This window comes from Pseudoxanthomonas kalamensis DSM 18571, assembly GCF_010211745.1.
Taxonomy (GTDB): domain Bacteria; phylum Pseudomonadota; class Gammaproteobacteria; order Xanthomonadales; family Xanthomonadaceae; genus Pseudoxanthomonas_A; species Pseudoxanthomonas_A kalamensis.
Genome location: NZ_PDWQ01000002.1, coordinates 122,437 through 142,921 on the forward strand (window position 1 = coordinate 122,437; position 20,485 = coordinate 142,921).

A 20,485-nucleotide genomic window follows, 5' to 3' on the forward strand; every position below is an offset into this window, starting at 1 on the left:
CTCTTCTCTTTCCCCCTGCCAGCCCTTCGTGTGGCCCGCTGCACCGCCAGCGGCACGACACGGCACGCCAGCCTGCCCGCGCGCATCCGCGCGCCCTATTCGCAAGGCATCGATCCGCATGAACGCTCATTCCCGCCGTTTTCCTTCCCGCACCCTGCTCGCTTGCGCCGTGGTCGCGCTGCTGCCGCTGCCCGCACTGGCCGACGACGCCGCGGACGCCACCGACCTCGACCCGGTCGTGGTCACCGCCACCGGTTTCGAACAGAAGATCACCGACGCGCCCGCCAGCATCAGCGTGATCACCCGCGAGGAACTGGAAAAACGCCCCTACATGACCCTGATCGACGCGGTGCGCGACCTGGAAGGCATCGATGTCGGCGAAACCTCGGACAAGACCGGGCAGAAGACCATCAGCATGCGCGGCATGGGCGCCGACTACACCCTGATCCTGGTCGACGGCAAACGCCAGAACAACCACGGCGACATCTACCCGAACAACTTCGGCGGCAACCAGTTCAACCACATCCCGCCGCTGGACATGATCGAGCGGATCGAAGTGATCCGCGGCCCGGCCTCGACCCTGTACGGTGCCGACGCCCTGGGCGGCGTGATCAACATCATCACCCGCAAGGTCTCCGACCGCTGGCGCGGTTCGGCCACCCTTTCGCACAACGTCCAGGAGAACGACGACTTCGGCAGCGACAGCACCCTGGACTTCGCGCTGATGGGGCCGCTGGCCGGCGATACGCTGGGCCTGGGCATTCGCGGCTCGCGTTACGAGCGCAACGCGTCCGAACCCGAATACGAAGTGGTGTACGACCCGGCCGGCGAGCCGCACGAGCGCAGCCTGGGTTTCGGCGGCGGCGGCAAGACGGTGGACAACACCAACACCTCGGCCGGCATCACCCTGACCTGGAAGCCCGACGATCGGCAGTCGCTGCAGTTCGACCTGGATCGCTCCGAACAGGAATACGACAACACGCCCTACCTCAACAATCTGGGTACCGAAACCTATCCACTGGGAACGGTCGACAGCATCACCACCATCTGGCGCGCCAGCGGCGGCAACGTGGCCCCGCGCGTGGGTTATACCGACTCGCAGGAGTTCACCCGCAACCAGTGGTCGCTGGTGCACAACGGGCAATGGGAGTTCGGCAACAGCTTCGTCTCGCTGGCCTGGATCGACACCGAGAACAACGGCCGCACCCTGCCGTTCTCGGTCGAGGAACGTCTGCTGCTGCAACAGATGTACGACGCCAGCGGCGACTATGCCGGCCTTAGCCTGGACGAGCGCAAGGCGCGGGCCGAAGCGGCCTTCCTGCCACGACCGAAACGGACCATGGAAAGCAGCCAGTACACCCTGGACGTCAAGCTGGACATCCCGGTGCAGGGCTGGGGCGGCTACCACCACTTCGTCGTCGGCGGCCAAGCCATCGACGGCGAACTGGAGGACGGCGTGTTCGGCATGGAGAGCGGCGGTTACGGCAACGGCACCGTGCAGGAACACCGCATGTGGTCGCTGTTCGCCGAGGACAACTGGAGTCCGATCGATCCGCTGACCATCACCCTGGGCCTGCGCCACGACGACCACAACCTGTTCGGCGGCCACCTCAGCCCGCGCGCATACGCGGTCTACGAGCTCGCCCCGAACTGGACGCTGAAAGGCGGCGTCAGCACCGGCTACAAGACCCCCAAGACCACCGACCTGTACGACGGCATCACCGGCTTCGGCGGCCAGGGCACCAGCCCCTGGGCCGGCAATCCCGACCTGCAACCGGAAACCAGCGTCAACAGTGAGATCGCGCTGTACTGGACTTCGGCCGATGGTGTGCACAACTTCAACATCACCGCCTTCCACAACGACTTCGAGGACAAGATCGAACGCGCCGAGGTCAGCCAGAGTTGCACCGAAACCGGTGGCGTGCGCCCCTGCGTCAACCTGGGCGAATACTGGGCGGTGCTGGGCACCGGCAACGTCAACCAGTACATCAACGTCGACAAGGCCCGCATCCAGGGCGTGGAAGTGGCCGGCCGCTGGCAAATCATCGAACCGTTGTCGTTGCGCGCCAACTACACCTACACCGACAGCGAACGCAAGAGCGGCGACGATGCCGGCCTGCCGCTGGCGCAGTCGGCCAAGCACATGGCCAACGCCACCCTGGACTGGACCGTCAGCGACCGCTTCGGCATGCAGCTGATCGGCGAGATGCGCTCCAGGCGCTATCGCGGCAGCACCGACGACGACGGCAACCCGCTGTACTACAAGCGTTACGACGTATTGCACCTTGCTGCGCAATACCGCTTCAACGAGCACGTCAGCCTGAACGGCCGCATCAACAACCTGCTCGACGAGGACTTCACCAGCTTCGAGACCACCTTCAGCGAAGACGGCCTCGGCGGCTACACCCTGACCTACCTGGACGACTACAACAACAAGGACAAGGCGAGGAACTACTGGCTGAGCCTGCACATCAGCTTCTGAGCCGGCGGGGCATTCCCCGGTGCGATGCCTGCGGGAACGCGCCGGGGAAATGATCCGTCTTGAGAATTATTCTCATTTTCGTTTTATAATCCTGGTCCCGTTTCCCTGCCCACGCCCCTGCCTTGCAGCACGCATCGACCGACACTGGAATGGCCCGCAATGCGCAACGCCGCGGCTACTGGCTGCGCACGCTGCACCAGTGGCACTGGATCAGCGCAGCGATCTGCCTGATCGGCATGCTGCTGTTCGCCGTGACCGGCATCACCCTGAACCATGCCGCCCAGATCGAAGGGGCGCCGCAGGTGCAGAACCGCACGCTGGAACTGCCACCCGGACTGCGCGATGCCCTGCAGGGCCCGGACGAAGGCAAGGCGCCGTTGCCTCCTGCCGTGTCGGACTGGCTCGGCAAGGCGCTGGATGCGTCGATCCATCGCGCCCCGGCCGAGTGGTCCGACGTCGAGGTCTACCTGTCCATGCCCGGTCCCGGCAAGGACGCCTGGCTGAGCATCGACCGCGAAAGCGGCGCGGTGGAGTACGAACGCACCGACCGCGGCTGGCTGTCCTACCTCAACGACCTGCACAAGGGCCGCAATACCGGCCCGGCGTGGCGCTGGTTCATCGACGTGTTCGCCATCGCCTGCGTGGTGTTCACCGTTACCGGGCTGTTCCTGCTTCAGATGCATGCGCGCCAGCGGCGCATGACCTGGCCCTGGGTCGGCCTGGGACTGGTCGTTCCGCTGCTGCTGGCCCTGCTGTTCATCCATTGACCTTCCTTCCGCACGAGTTCCCCACCATGTCGAAGACCGCCATCCACACCACACTGACCATCGCCCTCAGCGGCCTGCTGGCCACCCCGGCCTATGCCGCCTCGCTGGATATCGAGGTCGAAATCCCCCAGCTGAACGTCGCCGAATACCACCGCCCCTACGTGGCCGTGTTCGTCGAAGGCGCCGACCAGAAGGCGGTCGCCAACCTCGCCGTGTGGTACCAGATGCGCGAAACCCGCGAAGGCCACGGCACCAAGTGGCTGCCCGACCTGCGCCAGTGGTGGCGCAAGTCCGGCCGCAGCCTGCAGGTGCCGGTGGACGGCGTGACCGGCCCCACCCGCCCGGTCGGCACGCATGCGCTGCAGTTCGACGCGGACAGCTCCGAGCTGCGCAAGCTGAGCCCCGGCAACTACACCCTGGTGGTGGAAGCCGTGCGCGAGGTCGGCGGCCGCGAGCTGCTGAAGATCCCCTTCACCTGGCCGGCCAAGGCCGCGCAGACCGGTTCGGCGCAAGGCAGCAGCGAACTCGGCGCGGTGCGCCTGACCGTCAAACCCTGATTGCCCGGTTGCCGCTCCGAACCGGATTCCCGTTCCGCACCCGCTGGAGAAAACCCATGAAGCGTTCCCTCGCCATCGCCCTTGCCATCGCCGCACTGCTGCCGGCCGCCGCCGCCGCCCACAAGGCCTGGTTGCGGCCGTCGCAGACCGTGCTGGCCGGCACCGATCCATGGATCACCGTCGATGCCGCCGTGTCCAACGACCTGTTCTACTTCAACCACGTGCCGCTGCGGCTGGACGGCCTGACCGTTACCGCGCCGGACGGCAGCCGCATCGACGCGCAGAACACCGCCACCGGCAAGTACCGTAGTGTGTTCGATGTGGCACTGCAACAGGCCGGCACCTACCGCATCGCGGTGGTCAACGACGGCCTGTTCGCGACCTGGGAAGAGAACGGCCAGCGCAAGCGCTGGCGCGGCGACGCCAGCACCTTCGCCAAGGAAGTGCCGAAGGACGCCAACGTGTCCGAATCGATCGGCCGGGTGGAAACCTTCGTCACCAACGGTTCGCCGAACGACACCGCGCTGCAGCCCAGCGGTCGCGGCCTGGAGCTGGTCCTGACCACCCATCCTAACGACCTGTTCGCCGGCGAGCCGGCGACGTTCCGCCTGCAACTCGATGGCAAGCCAGCCGCCGGCTTGGAAGTGGAAATCGTCCGCGGCGAAACCCGCTACCGCAATGCGCAGGACGAGATCAAGCTGACCACCGGCGCCGACGGCGGGTTTTCGGTGACCTGGCCCGAAGCCGGCATGTACTGGCTGGAAACCTCCACCCAGGACGACAAGACCTCGATCCCGCAGGCAAAGCAGCGTCGGCTGAGCTACGTGGCCACGCTGGAAGTGCTGCCACAGTAAGCGTCACCCACCGCGTGCCCTGCGGGGTGCGCGGGAGCCGCACGTGCACGTCTCCGTCGCCCCCGCCGATGCCCGCGCCCACAGCGTCGTCCACACGCTGTATGGCGAAACCATGGGCACGCGCTGGCGCGTGAACCTGTGTGCCAACGCACGCGCGCCGCTGGAAACACTGCATGCGGCCATTCAGGGCGAACTGGACACGGTGGTTGCGCAGATGAGCACCTGGGTCGCCGACAGCGACATCAGCCGCTACAACCGCGCCGAAGCCGGCAACTGGCAGACACTGCCCGCCGCCTTCGCCCGTGTGCTCGCTGCTGCCCTGCAGGTCGCCGCCGACAGCGACGGTGCCTACGACCCGACCCTCGGTTCGCTGGTCGCCGCCTGGGGCTTCGGCGCCGAGGGCGGCGAGCAGCGCGTGCCGGACACCGAATCGCTGATGCAGGCGCGTGCACGCGTCGGCTGGCGGCGGCTGCAGTTCGACGGCGCCCGCCTGCTGCAACCGGGCGGCGTGGCGCTGGACCTGTCGGCGATCGCCAAGGGCTATGGCGTAGATGCCGTCGTCGCCATGCTGCGCGCGCGTGGCATCGAGGCGGCCCTGGTCGATGTCGGCGGCGAACTGCGCGGCTATGGCCGCAAGCCCGACGGCACCCCGTGGCGGGTCCTGGTCGAACACCGCGACGATGACGATGCCGAACCCTGCGTGCTGCAACTCGACAATGCCGCGGTGGCCACCTCCGGCGACCGCTGGCACCGCTTCGTCGCCGATGGCCGCGAGTATTCGCACACGCTGGACCCGCGCAGCGGGCGGCCGGTCGATACCGCGCCGGCCGCGGTCACCGTCGTCGCCGAATCGGCGATGCTCGCCGATGCCTGGGCCACCGCGCTGACGGTGATGGGCCTGGAACACGGCCCCGCCTTCGCCGAAGCCCGCGGACTGGCGGCACGCTTCGTCGATCATCGTCCGCATGGCGGCGTGGCGGAGATCCGCAGCACGACAGCGTTCGACCGCTTCCTGCCTGCATGAACGCCGTCGCCGTTTCCGATACCGGCTGGCGCAGCCGCACCGGCAATGCGCTGGTGCTGCTGGCCCTGGCCGCACTGGCGCTGATGCTGCTGAGGTGGCAAGGCGGCGAAGCCTGGCCGCTGGCGATGCGTCCGCGGCAGTGGGCGTGGGCCGGCGCCGTGCTGCTGGCCTACCTCGGCGGTTGCGCCTGGCTGTGGCAGCGCACGCGTCCCGCGCTGGTTGCGGCGACCGAGGCCGATGCCGACGCGGTGATCGTCGCCTGGGCCAGCCAGACCGGCTTCGCCCACGAACTGGCGCAACGCACCGCCGAGGCCCTGGACGCCGCCGACCAGCCTGTGCAGCTGCTGTCGCTGTCGGCGCTGGACGCCGAACGCCTGTCACGTTGCCGACGCGCACTGTTCGTCGTCAGCACCACCGGCGAAGGCGATCCGCCCGATCATGCGTTGGCCTTCGCTGGCCGCACCCTGACCACGGCGGCGGCGCTGCCGCAATTGCAGTTCGCGGTGCTGGCCCTGGGCGACCGCGAATACACGCAGTTCTGCGCCTTCGGCCATCGGCTGGAGCAATGGCTGCGCCGGTCCGGCGCCCGCCCGCTGTTCGATCTGGTCGAAGTCAACAACGGCGACGCCGGCGCCCTGCGACACTGGCAGCACCAGCTGGGACAATGGATCGACGCGACGGAATTGCCGGACTGGGCACCGGCCGATTTCGAACCATGGCGTCTGCACGAACGCCGGCTGCTCAACCCCGGCAGCCAGGGTGGTGCGGCCTACTACATCGCCTTGTCGCCGCCGCCCGGCGCATCACCGCAATGGCAGGCCGGCGACATCGTCGAAATCGGCCCGCGCAACGCGCCTGCCGCGGTGACCGCCGCGCTCGCCGCACTGCAGCTGCCCTCCTCCGCACCGGTGCGTTTCGGGCAACAACCAACCACCCTGGGCGACGCGCTGGCGCGCAGCCACCTGCCGCTGCCGGAAATGCTGGCCGGCGCCGATGCGCAAACCGTGGCCGATGCCCTGCAGACCCTGCCCAGCCGCGAATACTCGATCGCCTCGCTGCCTGCCGATGGCGAACTGCAACTGCTGCTGCGACGTATGCTGCGGCCGGACGGTAGTCCCGGCGTCGGTAGCGGCTGGCTGTGCGATCACGCCGAACCCGGTGGCGAAATCGCCGCGCGCATCCGCTCCAATCCCAACTTCCACCCGCCCGAAACCTGGCGGCCGCTGATCCTGATCGGCAACGGCACCGGCATCGCCGGCTTGCGCGCACTGCTGAAATCGCGCGTTGCCGACGGTGCGCGCCGCAACTGGCTGATCTTCGGCGAACGCCAACGCGCGATGGATTTCTTCCACGGCGAGGAACTGCTGGCATGGCAGTCGCGCGGCTGGATCGAACGCATGGACCTGGCGTTCTCGCGCGACGACAGCGAACGCAAGGTCTACGTGCAGGATCGCCTGCGCGAAGCTGCCGCCGACCTGCGCCGCTGGCTGGCCGACGGCACGGCCGTGTACGTCTGCGGCAGCCAGGCCGGCATGGCCCCGGCGGTAGACGCGGTGCTGCGCGAAACGCTGGGCGATGCCGAGGTCGAAACCATGCTCGCCGACGGCCGTTACCACCGCGACGTCTACTGATCGTACTGATCGCGATTGCGCTCGCCGCAACCGGCTTGTTGCGGCTCCTCGCAGATCGAGGCCGCCCGGCGCATCTGCGCTTCGTCCAGCGGCGGCGGCCGCGCCACTGCCGACTGGATCTGCTGTTTCCAGCCGGGTACGTGCTTCATGCCCTGATTGACCTTGCCCGCGAGATAATTCACCGCCAGCGGCACGATCCCGCCCTGCTTGCCGATCTCCTCCAGGCTGGGCGTCTCGTGCCAATCCCGACCGAAACGCGTGCCCTGCACCTGCACCGGGTTGCGGAAGCGGTACGGATCAATCACTTCGGTTCCCAGCCGCGGCGCGGTGACCCGGATCGCCTCCAGTTCGGTTGCGCCATCGTCGGCGTCCACGACTTCAGACGGCGGTTCTTTCGCCGTTTCGGTCGCGGCATCCTGTCCCGCCGCGCAGGTCGGAGCCGCCAGCAGCACGAGCACGGCGGTCAGGCGACGGGATTTCCGGGAACGCTGCCGGGACATGCTTCCTTGCACCGAAGGAATATCGGGGGTCGATTATCCCTGCCTGCGCAGCGCACGAATCGCCACCGGGCATCGTTCACCGTCGCGCGGTCGCCATCGGTTCAGCGACTGGCCACGATCAAAAGGACTAGTCCCGTGCCAGCAGCCGGATCGCCAGCAACTCGCCGCCACCATCCAGCATGTAGCGCCGGCGTCCCGCAGCGCCGGACAGCAGGGCGGTATCGCCGGCCCACAACGGCGGCAGACCGCAGTCCTCGCGGAAGCGTGCCTGGCCGGCGATCAGGTGGAGCGCCCAGTGCGTGCCCGGCTCGGCGAAGAAAAACATCGAACCGACCAGCGGACGATGCAGCAGTTCGGCCTGCAACGCATCGCGCCGCCACATCAGGTTGAATGCGTGCGCCGTGCCATCGACCGGCGCGCCGGTCACGCCACGCTCGCCGGCGAAGCGCAGGCGCGTGTGCGGCGGGTCCAGTGCGCATTCCTCGCCATCATCGAAGCGCAGGCGCAGGCCATTGCCGTGCAGCAGCACGTGCTCACGATCGATGCCGGGAAAACGCGAATACGCCGCTTCGGATTCGATCTCCGCGATCGACAGGCGATAGTCCCAATCCCCGTTGCCGCCCTTGCGCAGGCGACCGGTACAGATTTCCCGGGTCCAACCGGCGCCGTTGCTCCAGCGCATGCGCCGGTATTCGTTGGCCGGGATGACCCGCGACTCCTGATCTCCATGGCGAGGTATCTGCCTCATGCGCGGCAGTCTAGGCTGCGGGTCGCCGCGTGGAAACCGCCGGCAAGCTCAGCCGCGGCAGTAGTGCAGCGCCAGCAGGCCGAACACCACGATCATGCCGCCGAACACGCGCAGCCGGCCTTCAGGCATCGCATGCAGCTGTTCGGCCATGCGCTTCCAACCGTTGGGGGTGACGAACAGGAACAGGCCTTCCAGGATCGCCACCAGGCTCAGCGCCGCCCACAGGTCCGACATGCCCGCGCTCAGCGATCGTTGCGCAGGTACTGCAAGAACGGGTCGTTGCGCTCCAGCACCACCACGCCCTGACCGTCGGCGAACGCGGCGCGATAGGCTTCCAAGCTGCGCTGGAAGGCATAGAACGACGGGTCGCGGTTGGCCGCCTGCGCATAGATGCGCGCTGCTTCGGCATCGCCTTCGCCGCGCAGCTTCTGCGCATCGCGCTCGGCTTCGGCCAGCAGCACGGTCTGTTCGCGGTCGGCCTGCGCGCGGATGATCCGCGCCTGCTCCTCGCCCTCGGCGCGCAGCTGGTTGGCCACCTGCTTGCGTTCGGCGCGCATGCGGTCGTAGACCTGACCGATCACCTCGCTGTCGGTCGGCAGGTCGATCTGCTTGAAGCGGATGTCGACGATGCGCACGCCCAGGTTCTTGGCGCCTTCGTTGATGCCCGGCAGCTGTTTCTCGATCAACTCGTTGCGGTTGCCCGAGACCAGTTGGGTCAGCGTGCGCGAGTTGATCTCGTTGCGCAGCGACTCCTTGATGATCGGCGCCAGGCGATCGGTGGCGGTGTCCTCGTTGCCGCCGGTGGCGCGATAGAAGTCGGCGACGTTGACGATGTAGCCGATGGCCACGAAATCGACGCTGACGTCCTTGCGCTCGGAGGTCAGCGAGCGTTCGGGCGGGAATTCGTTGGCGGTGAAGCGGCGGTCGAACACCCGTGCGCTTTCCACCAGCGGGACCTTGAAGTGCAGACCGGGGCCGATCTCGCTGCGGCTGACCCGTCCCAGGTTCAGCACCAGGCCGACCTGGCCTTCGTTGACCACGTAGACCGAACCCATCAGGCCCAGCAGCAGCGCCACCACCAGCGCGACAATCACGGAAGATTTCATTGTCGGCTCTCCTTATTCGCGGCCGGCCGGGCGCGGTCCGCGCTCGGGGTTGCGGATGGACGAATCGGGCGTACTGTCGACCTGCGGCATCACCATGTCCGGGGTCAGCTGCGGCGCCGGCGCGGTGGCATCAGTGCCCGGCATCGGCACGTAGATCAGCTGGCGGCCATCGCCGCCGACCACCTTGCGGTTGTGCGCCAGCACCTGCTGCACGGTCTCAAGCCATAGGCGCTTGCGGGTGACTTCCGGCGCAGCGCGGTATTCATCGACCAGCAGGGTGAAACGTTCGGCGTCGCCAGTCGCGCGGGCGATGGCGGCGGTCTTGTAGCCTTCGGCGACGGTACGGATCCGCTGCGCCTGGCCGCGCGCCTCGGGCACGATCTTGGCCGCATCGGCACGCGCCAGATTGATCAGGCGCTCGTTGGTCTGCTGCGCGCTGTTGACCTCGTCGAAGGCCGGTTTGACCTCTTCCGGCGGGCGCGCGTCCTGCAGGCTCAGCTCGGTGACGACCAGACCGGTGCGGTAGGCGTCCAGCGAGCCCTGCAGCGAAGTGAACGCCGCGGCCGACAGCGGGCCGCGCGCATTGAGCACGGCGTCCAGGTTGGAACGGCCAATCTGCTCGCGCACCGCGCTCTGCGCGGCTTGCTTGAGCACCTCGTCGGCATCGCGCGAGCCGAACAGGTACAGGCGCGGGTCGCTGATGCGGTACTGCACGTTGAACGAGACGGTCACGATGTTCTCGTCCTTGGTCAGCACCGGCAAGCTTCGGGTGAAGGTGCGCACCTCGGTGGCGTTGACCTTGGTCACGCTCTCGATCGGCCATGGCCACTTGAAGTTGGGGCCGGGCTGCATGGTGCGGGCGTATTGCCCGAAGCGCAGCACCACGCCGCGCTGCTGTTCGCCGATCAGCTGGAAGCTGCTGAACAGCACCAGCACGCCCAGCGCCACCGCCACCCAGCGCAGCGGGCTGCCGCCAGCGCCGCTGCCGCGCAGGCGGTCGATCCACTCGCCGAGCGGATTGTTGCGGTTGCGCCGCGGCTTCCAGGGATTGCGCGGACCGTCGCCGGAGCCGTCCGATCCGTTGCCCGAGCCGTTGCCGGGGGTATTCCAGGCCATGCCTACTCCAGGGTTGGGGAATCGCCGTGCCGCAGCAGCCAGGACGCCGCGCGATCCGATTCCGGTGTGTTCGATTCCGGGATGTCCGATTCTACTAGATGGGGCCGGAACCCCGGCCGGCAAGTCCGGGCCGGACTCAATACGGCGCTTCCGGTTCCGGCAGCAGCGGTTCCAGGCCGTGTCCGCCGGCCTCGGCGGCCAGCCGGCGCGCCTCGGTCAGCGGCAGGTCCACGCGCAGGTGCCAGCCGGCCTCGTCGTGGCGCTCGTCGCGCACCGCGCCCAGAGCGTGCAGGCGCGCGCGCAGGCGGCCCTCGCCGTTGCCAAGCAGCAACGGGCCGCTGACCCGCGCCTGGGCGAAACGCCGCCCCAGCGCCTCGCGCAGCAGATCCAGGCCTTTGCCGTCGCGGGCCGAAATCCACACCCGTTCGCTGGCCTCGTGCGGCACGTCATGGCGCGGCTGCGCGCCGTCGATGCGGTCGATCTTGTTGTAGACCAGCATCTGCGGGATGTCGCCGGCGCCGATCTCGTGCAGCACTTCGTCGACCTGGGCGATGCGCTCCTCGCGCAACGGGTCGGCCGCGTCGATCACGTGCAGCAGCAGATCGGCCTCACGCGCCTCGCTCAGGGTGGAACGGAAGGCGGCGACCAGTTCGTGCGGCAGGTCGCGGACGAAGCCGACCGTATCGGCCAGCACCACGTCACCACCGGGCAGCGGAATCCGGCGCACGGTCGGGTCCAGGGTGGCGAACAGCTGATCGGCGGCATAGGCGCCGGCGCCGGTCAGGGTGTTGAACAGGGTCGATTTGCCGGCATTGGTATAGCCGACCAGGGCCACCCGCGGCAGCTCGCTGCGGACCCGCGCGCGGCGCATCTGCCCGCGCTGCACCTCGACCTTCTGCAGCCGCTTCTGCAACTGCTCGACCCGCTTCTGCAGCAGCCGTCGGTCGGTTTCCAGCTGGGTTTCACCGGGGCCACGCAGGCCGATCGAACCGCCGCGCTGACGCTCCAGGTGGGTCCAGCCGCGCACCAGACGGGTGGCCATGTGCCGCAGCTGGGCCAGTTCCACCTGCAGCTTGCCTTCATGGCTGTGGGCGCGCTGGGCGAAGATGTCCAGGATCAGCCCGGTGCGGTCCAGCACCCGGCGCTCGAGAATCTTCTCCAGGTTGCGCTCCTGGCCGGGCGACAGGGCGAAGTTGACCAGCACCAGATCGGCGCCGGTGGCCTCGGCCACGGCCTTGATCTCGTCCAGCTTGCCGCTGCCGATCAGGGTGGAGGGATTGGGCCGGTCGATCCGCGCCGGCACGACCGCGGCGATGCTGGCGCCGGCGGAACGGGCCAGTTCGGCAAATTCCTCGAGGACGCCGTCATCGGGCGGACCGCCGGCATGCGGCTGGATCAGCAGGGCGTGCTCGCCCTTGCGCGAACGTTCGAACATGCACGGATGGTATGGGCGAATGCGGGCAAAACAACCGCCCGCAGACGGCCGGACGGCTTATTCGGCCTCGTCGCCGCCGTCCTGATCGCCGCCCTGGACGTAGCCGCCTCCCGGACCCACGCGCACGTTGCGCGCCGGCACCACGGTGGAAATGGCGTGCTTGTACACCATCTGGCTGACCGTGTTGCGCAGCAACACGACGAACTGGTCGAACGATTCGATCGTGCCCTGCAGCTTGATGCCGTTGACCAGGTACACCGATACCGGCACGCGTTCGCGCCGCAGCGCATTCAGGAAAGGATCCTGCAAGGATTGCCCCTTGGACATGTCGTACTCCGCCTATTCTTCGATAGGGTGTTGTTATTGTTCCGGCACGGCATCGTGCTTCCCCAGCCGCATCCGGACTGCGGATGTTACACAACTGCGCCGATTTGACCAGCCAGACGGTGCACGGAACCGTTACACGAACCGCGCCAGCGCCCGCTCGAGGCCCTCCCGGTCCTGCTGCGGATCGAACCACGGCGCGTCCAGCTCGCCGCGCAGCCAGGTCAGCTGGCGCTTGGCCAGCTGGCGGGTGGCGAAGATCGCGCGGTCGCGGAACTCGTCCGCGTCGGTGACTCCGTCCAGGTGTTCCCAGGCCTGCCGATAGCCGACCGCGCGCACCGCCGGCTGATCCAGCGGCCGTTCCAGTGCCTGCATCTGCGGCAAGGCCCGCAATGCGCGCAGCTCGTCCAGGAAATCAGCCGCCAGCATGGCGTCGAAGCGCCGCTCGATCCGCGCATGCAGCTGCGCACGCTCGCGCGGAGCAAGTACCAGTTTCAGCACCCGGTACGGCAGGCGCTGGTTGGTCGATTCCCGCTGCCACTGGCTGATCGGCTTGCCGCTGAGCCGGTACACCTCCAGCGCGCGCTGGATACGCTGCGCATCGCCCGCGCGGATGCGTTGCGCCGCCTGCGGATCGATCCGTGCCAGTTCCGCGTGCAAGGCCGACCAGCCTTCGGCATGCGCCTGCGCGGCCAGTTCGGCGCGCAACCCGGCATCGGCTTCGGGCATCGGCGACAGGCCCTGCAGCAGGGCGCGGAAATACAGGCCGGTGCCGCCGGCCAGGATCGGCAGGCGGCCGCGGGCGGCGATGTCATCCAGCGCCCGTCTCGCATCGACGGCGAATTCGGCCGCCGAATAGACCTGCCAGGGGTCGCGCAGGTCGAGCAGGTGATGCGGCACCGATGCGCGCTCTTCGGCGGTCGGTTTGGCCGCGCCGATCTCCAGCCCGCGATAGACCAGCGCCGAGTCGACACTGACGATCTCCCCACCCCGCCGCTGCGCCCATTCCAGCGCCAGCGCGCTCTTGCCGGAGGCGGTCGGCCCCATCAGGGCGATCACGGCTGGACGCGAATCGGAAGGCATCGGTTGCGGCTTGCGACGAAAGCTTGGGCGCGGCGCGGATCAGTAGCCGCTCTTGTCCAGTTCGGCGTGCACGGCGTCGAAGGTGTCCTGCACCGATGACGGTGGCGCGCGACTGGCCAGGCTGGCCAGCACGATCGCCAGCGATGCCAGCAGCACGCCGGGGATCATCTCGTACAGCGCGCTTCCGGTCTGCTTCCACAGGATCACGGTAACCGCGCCGATCAGCATGCCGGCCAACGCGCCGTTGCGGGTCATCCGCTTCCAGAACAGCGAGAACAGCACCAGCGGCCCGAACGCGGCGCCGAATCCGGCCCAGGCATAGGACACCAGGCCGAGTACGCGACTGTCGGGATCGCGCGCGATCCAGATCGCCAGCACCGCCACCGCCAGCACCATGCTGCGACCGAACCAGACCAGTTCGCGCTGGCTGGCGGCCGGACGCAGGAAGCCGCGGTAGAAATCCTCGGTCAGCGCGCTGGAGCAGACCAGCAACTGGCAGGACAGCGTGCTCATGATCGCGGCCAGGATCGCCGACAGCAGCACGCCGGCCACCCACGGATTGAACAGCTGCTGCGCCAGTTCGATGAACACCCGCTCCGGATTGGCCTGCACCCCGCCGGCCACGTCCGGATGCACGGCAAACCAGGCCAGGCCGAAGAAGCCGGTGGCCATCGCCCCCAGCAGGCACAGCACCATCCAGCCCATGCCGATGCGGCGCGCACGCGGGATGGTGGCCAGGCTGTCGGCGGCCATGAAGCGCGCCAGCACATGCGGCTGGCCGAAATAGCCCAACCCCCAGGCCAGGGTGGAGACGATCGCCACCGCACCGCCGGCGCCGACCCACTGCAGCCGCGCCGGGTCCAGTTCGCGCACCGCCTGCACGGCTGGATCGAAACCGCCGACCCCGGCCATCGCCATCATCGGCACCAGCAACAGGGCGAAGATCATCAGCGTAGCCTGCACAGTGTCGGTCCAGCTGACCGCAAGGAAGCCGCCGATGAAGGTGTACAGGATGGTCGCCGCCGCGCCCCACCACAGCGCCTGCGCATACGGCAGCCCGAACACGCTTTCGAACAGCCGCGCCCCGGCCACCATGCCCGAAGCGCAATAGATGGCGAAGAACACCAGGATCACCAGCGCCGACAGGATGCGCAGGACGCGGCTGCGGTCGTCGAAGCGATGGGTGAAGTAATCCGGCAGGGTCAGCGCATTGCGGGTGTGTTCGGTGTACACGCGCAGCGGGCCGGCCACGTACTTCCAGTTGCACCAGGCGCCGATGACCAGGCCGATGGCGATCCAGGCTTCGGATGCGCCGCCGAGGTACAGCGCGCCGGGCAGGCCCATCATCAGCCAACCGCTCATGTCCGAGGCGCCGGCCGACAACGCGGTGACGTAACTGCCCAGCGAGCGCCCGCCGAGGATGTAATCGTCGAAGCTGCGGGTGGAGCGCCAGGCCCAGAAGCCGATGCCGACCATCAGCAGCAGGTAGGCGACGAAGGTGACGAGCAGAGGCGTACTTGCGGTCATCGGCAGGTGCTCTCGACTTTCCGGCGAAGCGCCAGAGGCTAGCAGATACCGGGCCGTCGAGGCATGCTCAGTCCTCGTCCGGCCAGCGGATCGCGGGCGCAGCATCCTTGCGCGGCATCGGCACTGCGGCCACGGCATTCCAGACCTTCAGTGCATCGGCGGTGGCGGCCACGTCGTGCACGCGCAAGATGCGCGCACCGCGCTGCGCGGCGATCAGGTGCGCGGCGACCGAACCGGCCACGCGCTGGTCCGGCACCTCGCGCCCGGTCAGTTCGCCGATGCTGCGCTTGCGCGACAGCCCGGCCAGCACCGGCACGCCGAGTTCGGTGAAGCGTTCCAACTGCGCCAGCAGGGCCAGGTTGTGCTGCAGGGTCTTGCCGAAACCGAAGCCCGGATCGACCACGATGTTCTTCTTGGCGATACCGGCCATCTCGGCGGCGAAGATGCGCTCGGCGAGGAAACGGTGCACCTCGCCGACCACGTCGTCGTAGTGCGGCGCGTCCTGCATCGAACGCGGTTCGCCCAGCATGTGCATCAGCACCACCGGCACCCCGAGCGCGGCGACGGTGTCCAGCGCGCCTTCGCGGCGCAGGCCGCAGACATCGTTGATCATGCCGGCGCCGGCCTCGACCGCCGCGCGCATCACCTCCGGCTTGCAGGAATCCACGCTGATCGGCAGCGTCGATTCCTTCGCCAGCCGCTCGATCAGCGGCACCACCCGGCGCAGCTCCTCGTCCACCGGCACATCCTCGGCCCCGGGCCGGGTCGATTCGCCGCCGATGTCGAGGATGTCCGCGCCCTCCTCGGCCAACCGCATCGCATGCGCGAACGCGGCGTCCACGCTGTCGTGGCGTCCACCGTCGGAAAACGAATCCGGAGTGACGTTGACGATGCCCATCAGCCGCGGGCGATCGAGTTTCAGCGCGCGGCCCGCGCAATCGAGCTGCGGCGTGGTGTCGAACATGGATTGCGGGTCCGGAAAAGGAAAGGCCAGAACGAAGTCTGGCCTTTCACGGGTCTGCTGACAACGCGGATCAGGTCTGCGCGGCCGGCCCGCCGATCGGCGGCAACGGCCGATTGCCCGGCTTGTCGCCCTTGTCCGACTTGCCCCAGTCGGCCGGTGGCGGCACGTCGCGGCCTTCCATGATGGCGTCGATCTGCGGCGCGTCGATGGTCTCGTACTGCAGCAGGGTCCTGGCCATGACATGCAGCTTGTCCAGATTTTCGCTCAGAATCCGGGTCGTCTGCTGATAGGCCTTGTCGAGAATGCCGCGCACGACCTCGTCGATCCTGCGCGCAGTCTCGTCGGACACGTTCTTGTGCTGGGTCACCGAGCGACCCAGGAACACCTCGTCCTCTTCCTCGCCATAGGCGATCGGACCCATCTCGTCGCTCAAGCCCCACTTGGTGACCATGTTGCGCGCCATCTTGGTCGCGCGCTCGATGTCGTTGGAGGCGCCGGTGGTGACCTTGTCGGTGCCGAAGATCAGCTCCTCGGCCACGCGACCGCCGTACAGCGAGCACAGCTGCGACTCGATGGCCACGCGGTTCATCGAATACTTGTCGCCCTCGGGCAGGTACATGGTCACGCCCAGCGCACGGCCGCGCGGGATGATGGTGACCTTGTAGACCGGGTCGTGCTCGGGCACCACCCGGCCGACGATGGCATGACCGGCCTCGTGATAAGCGGTCAGCGTCTTCTCCTCTTCGCTCATCGCCATCGAGCGGCGCTCGGCACCCATCAGGATCTTGTCGCGCGCCTTGTCGAAGTGCTCCATCCGCACTTCCTTCTCGTTGCCGCGGGCGGCGAACAGCGCCGCCTCGTTGCACAGGTTGGCGAGGTCGGCGCCGGAGAACCCCGGCGTGCCGCGGGCGATCGTCATCGGCTCGACGTCGTCGGCCAGCGGCAGCTTGCGCATGTGCACGCGCAGGATCTGCTCGCGGCCCTTGACGTCGGGCAGGCCCACGACCACCTGGCGGTCGAAGCGGCCCGGGCGCAGCAGCGCCGGGTCGAGCACGTCGGGACGGTTGGTCGCGGCGATCACGATCACGCCTTCGCCACCCTCGAAGCCGTCCATCTCGACCAACAGCTGGTTGAGGGTCTGCTCGCGCTCGTCGTGGCCGCCGCCCAAGCCGGCGCCGCGATGACGACCGACCGCGTCGATCTCGTCGATGAAGATGATGCAGGGCGCGTGCTTCTTGGCCTGCTCGAACATGTCGCGCACGCGGCTGGCGCCGACGCCGACGAACATCTCGACGAAGTCGGAGCCGGAGATGCTGAAGAACGGCACCTTGGCCTCGCCGGCGATCGCCTTGGCCAGCAGGGTCTTGCCGGTACCGGGCTGACCGACCATCAGCACGCCGCGCGGAATCTTGCCGCCCAGCTTCTGGAACTTGGACGGATCGCGCAGGAAGTCGACCAGCTCGCCGACTTCCTCCTTGGCCTCGTCGCAGCCGGCGACATCGGCGAAGGTGACCTTGACCTGGTCCTCGCCCTGCAGCTTGGCCCTCGACTTGCCGAAGCTCATCGCACCCTTGGTACCGCCACCACCGCCCTGCATCTGGCGCATGATGAATATCCAGAAGCCGATGATCAGCAGCACCGGCAGAAAGTTCAGCAGGATCACCCCCAGCGAGATGCCGCTGCCGGGCTTGTCGCGGCTGATCGCCACGTTCTTGTCGACCAGCACGTCGACGAGCTTGTCGTCCTGCGGCCCGTACACCGTGCCGGTGCTGCCGTCGGTGCGGGTGTACTGAATGGCGTTGGTCGACAGCGTGGTGTCGTTGGTGAAGCGCACCGACTGCACGCGGCCGTTGTTGACCTCCTGCAGGAATTCCGAATAGCTGGCGCTATGCGTGCCGGCGCCACCGCCACGGTTGGGGGCAAAGCTCTGGAACACCACCATCAGTACGACGGCGACGACCACCCACAGCAGCAGATTCTTGGTCAAGTCGTTCATCCTCGATCGTTTCCGGCCTTCCCCACGGGGTTACCTTACTGCAATTCGTTCATCGGGGCTGGGCACGTTTGCCCTGCCCCAGCGCATACACCTCCGGCGAGCGCTTGCGCGAGGCGTCCGGCTTGCGGATCGCCACGCGGTCGTAGCGCCGCCGCAGCTCGCGGATGTAGTCGTCGGATCCTTCGCCCTGGAACAGCTTGATCAGGAACGCGCCGCCGGTCTTGAGCTGGCGATCGGCGAAATCCATCGCCAATTCAGCCAGATACATCGCCCGGGGCTGGTCGACCGCACCCATGCCACTCTTATTGGGGGCCATATCCGACAACACAAGGTCCACCGGCTGGCCCGCCAGCATCGCTTCCAGTTGCGATAACACGCTGTCTTCCCTGAAGTCGCCGTGAAGGAACTCCACCCCGGCCAGTGGCGGCATCTCCAGGATGTCCATCGCCACCACCCTCCCCTGGTCGCCCATGGCCTGACGCACGTACTGCGACCAGCCGCCCGGGGCCGCCCCCAGATCCACCACCACCATGCCCGGCTTCAGCAGGCGGTCGCGCTTGAGCAGTTCTTCCAGCTTGTAGGCCGCGCGCGAGCGCATGCCTTCGGCCTGCGCCTTCTTGACGTAAGGGTCGGCGAAGTGCTCCTTGAGCCAGCGCTGGCTGCTTTTGCTGCGGGACGCCATGGAACGGGGCCGGGCGGCCGCGGCCGTTCCGGAGATCGGAAGGAAGGGCCGCCATGATACTCTGAAGCCCCTCCGCTACCCTGACTGCTGCATGGCTCCAGTGCTGACCCCCGCCCAGAGTCGCTTCCTGCGCGGCCAGGCCCACGACCTGAAAGCGCTGCTGCAGACCGGTGGCAAGGGCGTCACCCCGGCCTTCCTGGCCGAGCTGGACGAGGTGCTGGAGCGCCACGAACTGGTCAAGGTCAAGGTGGCCGCGGACGACCGCGAAGCCCGCGACAGCCTGATTTCGGACATCGCCAGGCAGACCGACGCCGCGCTGGTACAGCGGATCGGCCATGTGGCCGTGCTGTACCGTCCCAGCAAGGACAAGCGTCAGATCGTGCTGCCACGAGCCTGATCGCCCGCGACCGGCGCCGGCACCATGCAGCTGAACCACGAAATCCCCGATTACGAGTACGCGCTGCGCAGCGCCGATGGCCATCGCGCCACCGTCAACGACCGGGTGCTGACCGCCAGCTTCATCCTGACCCCGTCGCAACTGGTCGAGCACTGGCCGGTTGCCGCCGGCACGGCCCTGCAACCGGCCGATCTGGAGCCGTTGTTGCGACTGGAGCCGGAGCTGGTGCTGCTGGGCACCGGCGAACGCCAGGTATTCCCTTCCGCCGCGGTGATGGCCGCCTGCCTGACCTGCGGCATCGGCATCGAAGTGATGGCCAACCCGGCCGCCGCCCGCACCTTCAACGTGCTGGCCGGCGAAGGCCGGCGTGTGGCCGCCGGATTCCTGCTTGGACCGTAGAAGTGGAACCCGCGAAGCGGATTCCGCCGGACTGGGTCATTTCTTCGGCAGATAACCCACCGGATCAACCGGCTTGCCGTTGTAGCGGATCTCGAAGTGCAGCATGTCGCGGGTGGCGCCGCTGCGGCCCATCTCGGCGATCTGTTGGCCGGCCTTGACCGTCTGCCCCTCGGCAACCAGCCGCTTGCGGTTGTGGCCGTAGGCCGACAGCCACTGGTCGTTGTGCTTGACGATGATCAGTTCGCCATAGCCGACCAGGCCGGTGCCGGAATACACCACCACGCCATCGGCCGCCGCGCGTACCGGCGAGCCGGCGCTGCCGGCAATGTCGATGCCCTGCCGGGTGGCATCACCCGCGGCATAGGTGCCGACGATGTTGCCATCGGCCGGCCAGCGCCAGCGGATATTGCTGCTGACCGCCGCAGTCGCCGTGCTGCCGGCCGACTTGGAAGGCGTACTGGCCGGCTTCGGGCCAGTCGTGGCGCTTGCGGCAGGCTTGGAGGTACTGGCACTGGACGCCGTGGATCGGCTACCGGAAGAGGGATACAGCCGCAACGTCTGTCCCGGATAGATGGTGTACGGCGAAGCGATGCTGTTCCAGCGGGCGACGTCGCGGAAATCCAGCCCGTTGCGGAAGGCGATGCCGTACAGCGTATCGCCGCGCTTGACCTTGACCGTGCTGCCATCTTTCGCGGCGCCGGCCGTCGACTTTCCGGAAGACGTCTCGCGTACCACCGTGCTGCTGCACGCCGCCAAAGCCGCCAGCAACATCATGCACGCCGCCGTCCTGACCAGAAGGGAGATTCGATTCCTCATCGCTCGCCACATCGCTCCATTGAAGCGGAAAAGTTAACAGACGCCTCCGCGACCCGCTGACAGCCAGATGAACACCG

General features: G+C 67.8%; 21 protein-coding genes. 8 read left to right on the plus strand and 13 right to left on the minus strand.

Going from position 1 to position 20,485, the window contains the following annotated elements:
• Positions 1–118: 118 nt before the first annotated feature.
• The 6 genes from CSC70_RS04570 to CSC70_RS04595 all read left to right on the plus strand — a co-directional run bounded on the left by CSC70_RS04570 (position 119) and on the right by CSC70_RS04595 (position 7,315).
• Complete coding sequence (locus tag CSC70_RS04570; RefSeq protein WP_162455483.1) at positions 119–2,482, plus strand: TonB-dependent receptor domain-containing protein; 2,364 nt, start codon at positions 119–121, stop codon at positions 2,480–2,482.
• A 149-nt stretch (positions 2,483–2,631) separates the two neighbouring features.
• Positions 2,632–3,249: a PepSY-associated TM helix domain-containing protein gene (locus tag CSC70_RS04575; protein ID WP_162455484.1), complete on the plus strand. Its 618-nt coding sequence runs from the start codon at positions 2,632–2,634 to the stop codon at positions 3,247–3,249.
• A gap of 41 nt (positions 3,250–3,290) precedes the next feature.
• On the plus strand, positions 3,291–3,806 hold the full coding sequence (locus CSC70_RS04580; protein ID WP_162455824.1) for a DUF2271 domain-containing protein: 516 nt from the start codon (positions 3,291–3,293) through the stop codon (positions 3,804–3,806).
• Positions 3,807–3,862: 56 nt separating this feature from the next.
• Positions 3,863–4,660 carry a DUF4198 domain-containing protein gene (locus CSC70_RS04585; RefSeq protein WP_162455485.1) on the plus strand — a complete coding sequence of 266 codons (798 nt, stop codon included), beginning with the start codon at positions 3,863–3,865 and terminating at the stop codon, positions 4,658–4,660.
• A 112-nt stretch (positions 4,661–4,772) separates the two neighbouring features.
• Positions 4,773–5,684 carry an FAD:protein FMN transferase gene (locus tag CSC70_RS04590; RefSeq protein ID WP_162455825.1) on the plus strand — a complete coding sequence of 304 codons (912 nt, stop codon included), beginning with the start codon at positions 4,773–4,775 and terminating at the stop codon, positions 5,682–5,684.
• A complete protein-coding gene (locus CSC70_RS04595) occupies positions 5,681–7,315 on the plus strand; it encodes a sulfite reductase subunit alpha (RefSeq protein ID WP_162455486.1) in 1,635 nt (544 codons plus the stop codon). Before CSC70_RS04590 ends, CSC70_RS04595 begins: the two co-directional genes overlap by 4 nt.
• On the opposite strand, the gene CSC70_RS04600 is transcribed toward CSC70_RS04595, so the two are convergent.
• The 12 genes from CSC70_RS04600 to rlmE form a co-directional block, all read right to left on the minus strand.
• The gene (locus tag CSC70_RS04600) at positions 7,309–7,815 is read right to left on the minus strand and encodes a hypothetical protein (protein ID WP_162455487.1); all 507 of its coding nucleotides are present in this window, start codon (positions 7,813–7,815) and stop codon (positions 7,309–7,311) included. The two genes, CSC70_RS04595 and CSC70_RS04600, sit on opposite strands and share 7 nt — an antisense overlap.
• A 127-nt stretch (positions 7,816–7,942) precedes the next feature.
• Positions 7,943–8,563 carry a HutD/Ves family protein gene (locus CSC70_RS04605; protein ID WP_162455488.1) on the minus strand — a complete coding sequence of 207 codons (621 nt, stop codon included), beginning with the start codon at positions 8,561–8,563 and terminating at the stop codon, positions 7,943–7,945.
• A gap of 48 nt (positions 8,564–8,611) precedes the next feature.
• Positions 8,612–8,797 (minus strand): DUF2065 domain-containing protein, encoded by a 186-nt coding sequence (locus CSC70_RS04610; protein WP_162455489.1) that lies wholly within the window; start codon positions 8,795–8,797, stop codon positions 8,612–8,614.
• 8 nt (positions 8,798–8,805) lie between these two features.
• Positions 8,806–9,669, minus strand: a complete 864-nt coding sequence (gene hflC / locus CSC70_RS04615) for a protease modulator HflC (protein WP_162455490.1) — start codon at positions 9,667–9,669, stop codon at positions 8,806–8,808.
• Positions 9,670–9,681: 12 nt separating this feature from the next.
• Positions 9,682–10,785, minus strand: coding sequence for an FtsH protease activity modulator HflK (gene hflK / locus CSC70_RS04620; protein WP_162455491.1), 1,104 nt, complete (start codon positions 10,783–10,785; stop codon positions 9,682–9,684).
• A gap of 136 nt (positions 10,786–10,921) precedes the next feature.
• The gene (gene hflX, locus CSC70_RS04625) at positions 10,922–12,220 is read right to left on the minus strand and encodes a ribosome rescue GTPase HflX (protein ID WP_162455492.1); all 1,299 of its coding nucleotides are present in this window, start codon (positions 12,218–12,220) and stop codon (positions 10,922–10,924) included.
• A gap of 57 nt (positions 12,221–12,277) precedes the next feature.
• Positions 12,278–12,547 carry an RNA chaperone Hfq gene (gene hfq, locus CSC70_RS04630; protein WP_162455493.1) on the minus strand — a complete coding sequence of 90 codons (270 nt, stop codon included), beginning with the start codon at positions 12,545–12,547 and terminating at the stop codon, positions 12,278–12,280.
• Between the two features lie 132 nt (positions 12,548–12,679).
• A complete protein-coding gene (miaA, locus tag CSC70_RS04635) occupies positions 12,680–13,627 on the minus strand; it encodes a tRNA (adenosine(37)-N6)-dimethylallyltransferase MiaA (RefSeq protein WP_162455494.1) in 948 nt (315 codons plus the stop codon).
• 39 nt (positions 13,628–13,666) lie between these two features.
• Positions 13,667–15,154, minus strand: coding sequence for a sodium/proline symporter PutP (gene putP, locus CSC70_RS04640; protein WP_162455495.1), 1,488 nt, complete (start codon positions 15,152–15,154; stop codon positions 13,667–13,669).
• Between the two features lie 67 nt (positions 15,155–15,221).
• Complete coding sequence (folP, locus tag CSC70_RS04645) at positions 15,222–16,118, minus strand: dihydropteroate synthase (protein WP_162455496.1); 897 nt, start codon at positions 16,116–16,118, stop codon at positions 15,222–15,224.
• A 70-nt stretch (positions 16,119–16,188) separates the two neighbouring features.
• Positions 16,189–18,114 (minus strand): ATP-dependent zinc metalloprotease FtsH, encoded by a 1,926-nt coding sequence (gene ftsH, locus CSC70_RS04650; RefSeq protein WP_162455497.1) that lies wholly within the window; start codon positions 18,112–18,114, stop codon positions 16,189–16,191.
• A 49-nt stretch (positions 18,115–18,163) separates the two neighbouring features.
• Positions 18,164–18,796, minus strand: coding sequence for a 23S rRNA (uridine(2552)-2'-O)-methyltransferase RlmE (gene rlmE / locus CSC70_RS04655; RefSeq protein WP_162455498.1), 633 nt, complete (start codon positions 18,794–18,796; stop codon positions 18,164–18,166).
• 91 nt (positions 18,797–18,887) lie between these two features.
• Here rlmE and yhbY point away from each other — a divergent pair, with 91 nt between their 5' ends.
• Together yhbY and CSC70_RS04665 are read left to right on the plus strand one after the other, a co-directional pair.
• Positions 18,888–19,193 (plus strand): ribosome assembly RNA-binding protein YhbY, encoded by a 306-nt coding sequence (gene yhbY / locus CSC70_RS04660; protein WP_162455499.1) that lies wholly within the window; start codon positions 18,888–18,890, stop codon positions 19,191–19,193.
• A gap of 24 nt (positions 19,194–19,217) precedes the next feature.
• Complete coding sequence (locus tag CSC70_RS04665; RefSeq protein WP_162455500.1) at positions 19,218–19,592, plus strand: Mth938-like domain-containing protein; 375 nt, start codon at positions 19,218–19,220, stop codon at positions 19,590–19,592.
• Positions 19,593–19,628: 36 nt separating this feature from the next.
• On the opposite strand, the gene CSC70_RS04670 is transcribed toward CSC70_RS04665, so the two are convergent.
• Positions 19,629–20,366, minus strand: coding sequence for a peptidoglycan DD-metalloendopeptidase family protein (locus CSC70_RS04670; protein ID WP_246189324.1), 738 nt, complete (start codon positions 20,364–20,366; stop codon positions 19,629–19,631).
• Positions 20,367–20,485: the final 119 nt, after the last annotated feature.

What these genes read in the sequence shown, in the direction of transcription:
- rlmE (WP_162455498.1), bottom strand. Translation starts at nt 18,796, where the DNA reads ATGGCGTCCCGCAGCAAAAGCAGCCAGCGCTGGCTCAAGGAGCACTTC.
- CSC70_RS04610 (WP_162455489.1), bottom strand. Translation starts at nt 8,797, where the DNA reads ATGTCGGACCTGTGGGCGGCGCTGAGCCTGGTGGCGATCCTGGAAGGC.
- CSC70_RS04670 (WP_246189324.1), bottom strand. Translation starts at nt 20,366, where the DNA reads ATGATGTTGCTGGCGGCTTTGGCGGCGTGCAGCAGCACGGTGGTACGC.
- CSC70_RS04590 (WP_162455825.1), top strand. Translation starts at nt 4,773, where the DNA reads ATGGGCACGCGCTGGCGCGTGAACCTGTGTGCCAACGCACGCGCGCCG.
- CSC70_RS04600 (WP_162455487.1), bottom strand. Translation starts at nt 7,815, where the DNA reads ATGTCCCGGCAGCGTTCCCGGAAATCCCGTCGCCTGACCGCCGTGCTC.
- hflK (WP_162455491.1), bottom strand. Translation starts at nt 10,785, where the DNA reads ATGGCCTGGAATACCCCCGGCAACGGCTCGGGCAACGGATCGGACGGC.
- folP (WP_162455496.1), bottom strand. Translation starts at nt 16,118, where the DNA reads ATGTTCGACACCACGCCGCAGCTCGATTGCGCGGGCCGCGCGCTGAAA.
- ftsH (WP_162455497.1), bottom strand. Translation starts at nt 18,114, where the DNA reads ATGAACGACTTGACCAAGAATCTGCTGCTGTGGGTGGTCGTCGCCGTC.
- CSC70_RS04665 (WP_162455500.1), top strand. Translation starts at nt 19,218, where the DNA reads ATGCAGCTGAACCACGAAATCCCCGATTACGAGTACGCGCTGCGCAGC.
- yhbY (WP_162455499.1), top strand. Translation starts at nt 18,888, where the DNA reads ATGGCTCCAGTGCTGACCCCCGCCCAGAGTCGCTTCCTGCGCGGCCAG.
- CSC70_RS04575 (WP_162455484.1), top strand. Translation starts at nt 2,632, where the DNA reads ATGGCCCGCAATGCGCAACGCCGCGGCTACTGGCTGCGCACGCTGCAC.
- miaA (WP_162455494.1), bottom strand. Translation starts at nt 13,627, where the DNA reads ATGCCTTCCGATTCGCGTCCAGCCGTGATCGCCCTGATGGGGCCGACC.
- hfq (WP_162455493.1), bottom strand. Translation starts at nt 12,547, where the DNA reads ATGTCCAAGGGGCAATCCTTGCAGGATCCTTTCCTGAATGCGCTGCGG.
- CSC70_RS04585 (WP_162455485.1), top strand. Translation starts at nt 3,863, where the DNA reads ATGAAGCGTTCCCTCGCCATCGCCCTTGCCATCGCCGCACTGCTGCCG.
- putP (WP_162455495.1), bottom strand. Translation starts at nt 15,154, where the DNA reads ATGACCGCAAGTACGCCTCTGCTCGTCACCTTCGTCGCCTACCTGCTG.
- CSC70_RS04570 (WP_162455483.1), top strand. Translation starts at nt 119, where the DNA reads ATGAACGCTCATTCCCGCCGTTTTCCTTCCCGCACCCTGCTCGCTTGC.
- hflX (WP_162455492.1), bottom strand. Translation starts at nt 12,220, where the DNA reads ATGTTCGAACGTTCGCGCAAGGGCGAGCACGCCCTGCTGATCCAGCCG.
- CSC70_RS04605 (WP_162455488.1), bottom strand. Translation starts at nt 8,563, where the DNA reads ATGAGGCAGATACCTCGCCATGGAGATCAGGAGTCGCGGGTCATCCCG.
- CSC70_RS04595 (WP_162455486.1), top strand. Translation starts at nt 5,681, where the DNA reads ATGAACGCCGTCGCCGTTTCCGATACCGGCTGGCGCAGCCGCACCGGC.
- hflC (WP_162455490.1), bottom strand. Translation starts at nt 9,669, where the DNA reads ATGAAATCTTCCGTGATTGTCGCGCTGGTGGTGGCGCTGCTGCTGGGC.